Genomic DNA, 5,949 nt, shown 5'->3' with positions numbered 1-5,949 from the left:
ACATTATACCAGAAAAAGGGAGGTCAATGCTCTTTTTATTTGCATTCTCCCATAAAATCAAGGTTTTTATTGAATTTTGGAACAAAAAAACAGGTAGTTTTTGACACTACCCCAAAAGAAAATGGAGGAAAAATATGAAAAAACGTATTGTAAGTGTGTTATTATGTCTTACCATGTCAGTAGCCATGCTTGCCGGATGTGGTGGAAAAAGCAGCACAGAAGAAACTCAGAAAAAACAGGAAACAACAGAAAATTCAGAATCTGGGGTAGCTGGCGTTGATGGCGTTTTCACGTATGCAATCGGTGGAGATACCGGTAATACTCTGAATCCGTCAACAGCGGATGACAGATTTGGTCTGATGACTTGTCATTTGTTATATTCACCGGCATATTATATCAACGCTGACGGATCTGTAAATTATATACTGGCTGAAAGCATGGAAGCTTCTGAAGATGGACTTGTATACACAATGAAATTGAAGGAAGGTCTGAAATGGAGTGATGGCGAAGCGTTGACAGCAGATGATATTGTATATACATATGACAGTATCAACGCACAGGGTCAAAATCTTTATGTCGATAACCAGCCGATTAAAGTGGAAAAGGTAGATGACACAACTGTTACATTTACATTGCCGTCAGTTTGTGCAAGTGCATTTGAACTTTTATCATCAGAAGTAAGTATTCTGCCAAAACATATTTTTGAAGGAAGAGGATCTTTCGATGTCAATATGCTTGAAGAAGAAGTTGTGGGTTCAGGACCTTATAAACTGGAAGAATATGTAACAGGTCAGTACTTGAAATTTACGAAAAACCCAAATTATGGATGTGGAGAGGCAAATATTGATACAATTGTCTTTAAAATAATTGAAAAAGATGATACGGCTACTCTGGCACTTCAGAATGGAGAAGTGGATGCATGGATTGGAACACCGGATATGTTAGATCCATATAATGACAATCCGGCATTTAATATCACAAATTATAGCGAAGGTCGTGTTGCGTACTTGAGATTAAATCCAAATACAGAGGCAATGAGCAATAAAGAATATCGTGAAGGTATTTTATATGCTCTGAATCGTGATGAGATTATGACAGCAGCATATACAGATCCTTCATTCTATAATCTTGGATATTCTTTCTTGCCGTACACAAGCGCTTACTATACAGATGATGTTGAAAAATGGGATCAGGATGTAGAAAAAGCAAAAGAATTAACAGCGAACGGATCGAAGGCAATTAAAATCTGTTATGTTGAAGAAGATAGTGTTCAGACTAACATGGCTCTTGCAATTCAGGCAGAATTAAAAGCAATTGGAATTACTGCTGAATTGACTGGTGTAAACTGGGCGGGCTATATGAGTACAGCTTATGATCCAGAGGATAAAGAACATGATATCTTCCTTGGTGGTTATGTAATGGGTGTTGATCCGGATATGTATTCTTCATTATTCATGACTACAAAGGATAATATGATTATGTACAACAGTGAAAAAGTGGATCAGTTATTTGTTGCAGGTAACGCTACTTTGGATGAAGCCGAACGTAAAGAGATTTATAATGAACTTCAAAGAGCAATTTCAGAAGAGGCAATTTTCTATCCATTTGGAACAAACTTAAGAACACTTGTGACAAATGCACGTGTTGGTGGTTTGGAAGAAGCTAAATTTGCACCGATTTACACATTTGGTGATTACTCTAAGTTAACACTGAAATAACATGATTATGTTAGAGCAGAGGGAGGTGGAGACACCTCCCTTTAATTCATGTGAGAGAAAGGAGTCATTAAATGTTAAAATATATCGTAAAACGTATTTTGCAGGCCGTTCCGCTTTTGATACTGGTAACTATGATTTGTTTTACATTGATCAATCTGGCGCCATATGATGCAGTCGATGCTTTAAGAACTGACAGCATGACTGAAGAAGAGCTTGAGGCAAAAAGAGAAGAATATGGACTTAACGATCCAATACCGGTTCAGTACGTGAAGTGGCTTGGAAAGATTGTGCAGGGGGAATTTGGAAATTCTCTTTTATCACATACAAGCATTAAATATGATCTCAAGATTCGTATACCAGGTACGATCAAATTAGTCCTTCCGTCCTATTTAACTGCATATTTTCTTGCCATTGTATTAGGATTGATAGCGGGAAGCAATAAAGGAAGATGGCCGGATAAGATTATTGACGGTTTTTGCTCGATTGGAATAGCGACACCTACATTCTGGATCGCGATGATCATGATGTATTTCCTTGGATATAAATTTAAAATCTTTCCATTAATGGGAATGCATACCATTGGGCTGGAAAACAGTATGATTGATTATCTTCAGCATTTTGCAATGCCTTATATGGTATTAACAATTGGATTTTTACCTGATTTGACACGTTATGTGAGAGGATCAACTATTTCTCAGCTTAAAGAAGATTATGTTATTGTACAGCAGTCGTTTGGAGCGAAGAAATCAGAAATTCTATTTAAACATGTAAGCAAAAATGTATTGATTCCGTTGATTACGAAGCTGGGTATGGCGTTACCGATGCTTGTAACCGGAGCTGTTATTACAGAGACTATTTTTTCGTGGCCGGGAATAGGTTCTTATTTTGTAAAAGCAATTTCAGCTATGGATTATCCGATTATTATGGCAGTTCTTGTCCTTTCCGGTACATTAGTTATTTTGGGAAATTTACTTTCAGATGTTCTCTACTGTATAACAGACCCGCGGATTAAATCTATGCAATAGAGGAGAGAGTATGAAAACGAATAGAAGATGGGAAAATGTCAAATATGAGTTCAGACATAACGGACAAGCTATGTTTGCAGCTGCATATTTGATAATTATTATTTTGATCAGTATTTTCATTGTGTTCTGTAATGTGGATCCGGATGCAATCGATGTTGTAAACAAATTAAGCGGACCATCAGCCGAACACTGGTTTGGAACAGATGAACTGGGAAGAGATTATCTGGTACGTGTTCTCTATGGCGGTCGTGTATCTTTAGTGGTTGGTGTACTCGCGATGGTCACATCCATCGTAATCGGAGTGATGGTTGGGATGATTGCCGGATATTTCGGTGGTCTGGTTGACAGTATACTCATGAGGATTGTCGATGTATTCTCCGCAATTCCATGGATCATTATGGTAACAGTGGTGAGCTTGTTGTTCAAAAAAGGAATTGCATCAATTATCATTGTTATCGGATTGTTCAGCTGGATGGGAATTGCGAGACTTGTTCGATCGGAAGTTTTGTCTGCAAAGGAAAGAGAATATGTGCAATATGCAAAATTCATAGGTGTTCATCCAATGATGGTTATTGTGAAACAGGTTTTGCCGGCTGTATTTCCGACAATTATCACAGCAGCAACAGCAGAAATTGCAAATGCCATCATGACAGAAAGTTCACTGAGCTTCCTGGGACTTGGAGTTGCGGCACCAATGTCTAGTTGGGGAAGCTTGCTGCAAAGCTCACAGCAATACCTGCAAAAAGCTCCGTATATGGCAATTTTACCAGGTATATTAATTATTTTAACGGTATATTCATTTAACAAATTAGGTGACGTACTTCGTGTATATGTTGAGCCTAAGATAACGGCAGGTGAAAGTAATGAGTAAAGAGTTGGTATTAGAAGTTAAAAATTTAAAAACTATATTCAAAAGCCGGGGGCAAGAAGTGCAAGCTGTCAGAGGAGTCGAATTTTCCGTAGAAAAAGGTGAAATCATGGGAATTGTAGGCGAATCCGGAAGTGGAAAATCTGTTACAATGAAAGCGGTTATGGGTATTTTGCCGGAAAATGCCAAAGTAGAATACGATTCTTTGAAGTTGAATGGAAAAGAATTAGCTGGACTGAGTGCGGAAGAATATCGCAAGCTCCGAGGCAAAGAGATGACGATGATTTTTCAGGATCCAATGACAGCGTTGAATCCGCTTAAGAAGATTGGAAGTCAGTTGGAAGAGGTTATTTTGCGCCATAGCAATCTGTCCAGACAGGAAGCGAAAGAAAAAGCAATTGAAATGCTTCGCAAAGTAGGAATACCAGTTCCTGAGCAAAGAATTAAGCAATACCCGCATGAATTTTCTGGAGGTATGCGACAGCGTGTTTTGATTGCAATGGCGTTAGCCTGCGAACCGCAGCTGTTGATTGCGGATGAACCGACAACCGCATTGGATGTGACGATTCAGGCTCAGATTCTTGACCTGCTTAAAGAATTGGAACAAGAATATCACACATCGATTGTGCTTATCACACATGATATGGGAGTGGTTGCGACTGTCTGCAGTAAAATTGCAATTATGTATGGCGGATTGATTATGGAAAATGGAATGACAGATGAGATTTTCTATAATCCAAAGCATCCTTATACGAAAGCACTATTGCGTGCCATTCCTTCACTGGATTTAAAAGAAGGTGAAAGGCTTCAGTCGATTGACGGAGTACCGCCATCATTGATAGATCCTCCGGTCGGCTGTCCTTTTGCGGAACGGTGTGAATATGCGACGGAACGCTGTTATAAAGAAATGCCGAAGTATAAAAACTATAGCGAAACACATCGTGCTATGTGCTTTTTAAATGAACAGGAATAGGAGGAAATGTGATGAATCAAGAAATATTGATTTCAGCTAAAGGCTTGAAAAAGTACTTTCCTGTCAAAAAATTTCTGGGCGGAAAGACACAGTACGTGAAAGCTGTTGACAACATAGATTTGGATATTCGAAAAGGGGAAACGTTTGGACTTGTAGGCGAATCCGGATGTGGAAAATCAACGCTTGGAAGAACAATGATACGTATGTATGATGTGACCGGAGGGACACTTACTTATAAGGGACATGATATCACAACTGCGAAACCTTCACAAATGAAACAGTTCCAAAACAAGATGCAGATTATTTTTCAGGATCCTTATTCTGCATTGAATCCTTTTTGGAATGTAGAAGAAATTCTGGAAGAGCCATTAAAACAGATTGGGATGAATTCTGCCGAGAGAAAAGAACGTATGGAATATCTCTTATATAAAGTGGGTATGAAAAGTGAAGACTTGATAAAGTTTCCTTATGAGTTTTCGGGAGGACAGAGACAAAGAATCGGAATAGCAAGGGCACTAAGTGTGAATCCGGAATTTATTATGTGCGATGAACCGATTGCGGCTCTAGATGTGTCGATTCAGGCTCAAGTAGTTAATATGCTGGAAGACTTGCAAAATGAATTTGGACTTACTTATTTATTTGCAGCTCACGACTTGTCAATGGTGCGTTATATAAGTAATCGAATCGGAGTTATGTATCTTGGAAACCTTGTTGAAGTGACAACAAGCAATGAATTGTATGAGAATCCGCTCCATCCATATACGCAGGCATTGCTTTCGGCTATACCTATTGCGGATCCTGAGACGGCAAGAAAACGAGAAAGAATAAAACTGCAAGGAGAATTGCCGAGCCCTATGGATGTGCCGGAAGGTTGCCATTTTGCACCAAGATGTCCATATGCGACACAAAGATGTAAAGAAGAATGTCCGAAATTACGTGAATTTGATAAAGGACACTATGTCGCTTGTCATAGAGTGGAAAATGTGAACTGAATTTAGTGTTTCAAATGTAATTAACAATCAAATGAAATTGTGTAAATTGACTGAATTGCGCGAAATAAATATTCAGTATTGACAATTCTGAAATGGAATGGTAAGATATGACTCGTTGACCGGATAGGAATCAGAAATTAGACTCCGGGCAGCGGGTCATAACTGATTTCCGAAAGGGCTGAGACAGAGGCCAGGGGGCGGCATGCAGAAGTATGATAAGAAAAAAGTTGTTGACAAACGTCGAGAGATGTGATAATCTATCTAAGCTGTCGCTCTGAAGAACAGAGTTCCGAAGAACGGATCGGCAAAAAAGAAAAATAAAAAAGTCTTGACAGAAGCTTGAAGATGTGATAATCTAATATAGCTGTCGCGA

General features: G+C 38.8%; 5 protein-coding genes. All 5 read left to right on the top strand.

Features of this window, described 5'->3' with window-relative positions; all coding sequences use genetic code 11:
* Positions 1 to 134: 134 nt before the first annotated feature.
* The 5 genes from ACTNB3_RS17505 (at position 135) to ACTNB3_RS17485 (ending at position 5,576) form a co-directional block, all read left to right on the top strand.
* Entirely contained in the window at positions 135 to 1,718 is a 1,584-nt protein-coding gene (locus tag ACTNB3_RS17505; RefSeq protein WP_441027228.1) for an ABC transporter substrate-binding protein, read from the top strand.
* Between the two features lie 71 nt (positions 1,719 to 1,789).
* Complete coding sequence (locus ACTNB3_RS17500; RefSeq protein WP_427808861.1) at positions 1,790 to 2,743, top strand: ABC transporter permease; 954 nt, start codon at positions 1,790 to 1,792, stop codon at positions 2,741 to 2,743.
* Positions 2,744 to 2,753: 10 nt separating this feature from the next.
* A complete protein-coding gene (locus ACTNB3_RS17495; protein ID WP_427820889.1) occupies positions 2,754 to 3,614 on the top strand; it encodes an ABC transporter permease in 861 nt (286 codons plus the stop codon).
* Positions 3,607 to 4,584: an ABC transporter ATP-binding protein gene (locus tag ACTNB3_RS17490; RefSeq protein ID WP_427820890.1), complete on the top strand. Its 978-nt coding sequence runs from the start codon at positions 3,607 to 3,609 to the stop codon at positions 4,582 to 4,584. Before ACTNB3_RS17495 ends, ACTNB3_RS17490 begins: the two co-directional genes overlap by 8 nt.
* An 11-nt stretch (positions 4,585 to 4,595) precedes the next feature.
* Complete coding sequence (locus ACTNB3_RS17485; protein ID WP_441027226.1) at positions 4,596 to 5,576, top strand: ABC transporter ATP-binding protein; 981 nt, start codon at positions 4,596 to 4,598, stop codon at positions 5,574 to 5,576.
* Positions 5,577 to 5,949 lie beyond the last annotated feature (373 nt).

It is taken from the genome of Bariatricus sp. HCP28S3_D3 (genome assembly GCF_052065755.1).
Lineage (GTDB): Bacteria > Bacillota > Clostridia > Lachnospirales > Lachnospiraceae > Allocoprococcus.
Note: the sequence above shows the minus strand (reverse complement) of the source record. Positions and strands in the feature narration are given on the sequence as shown.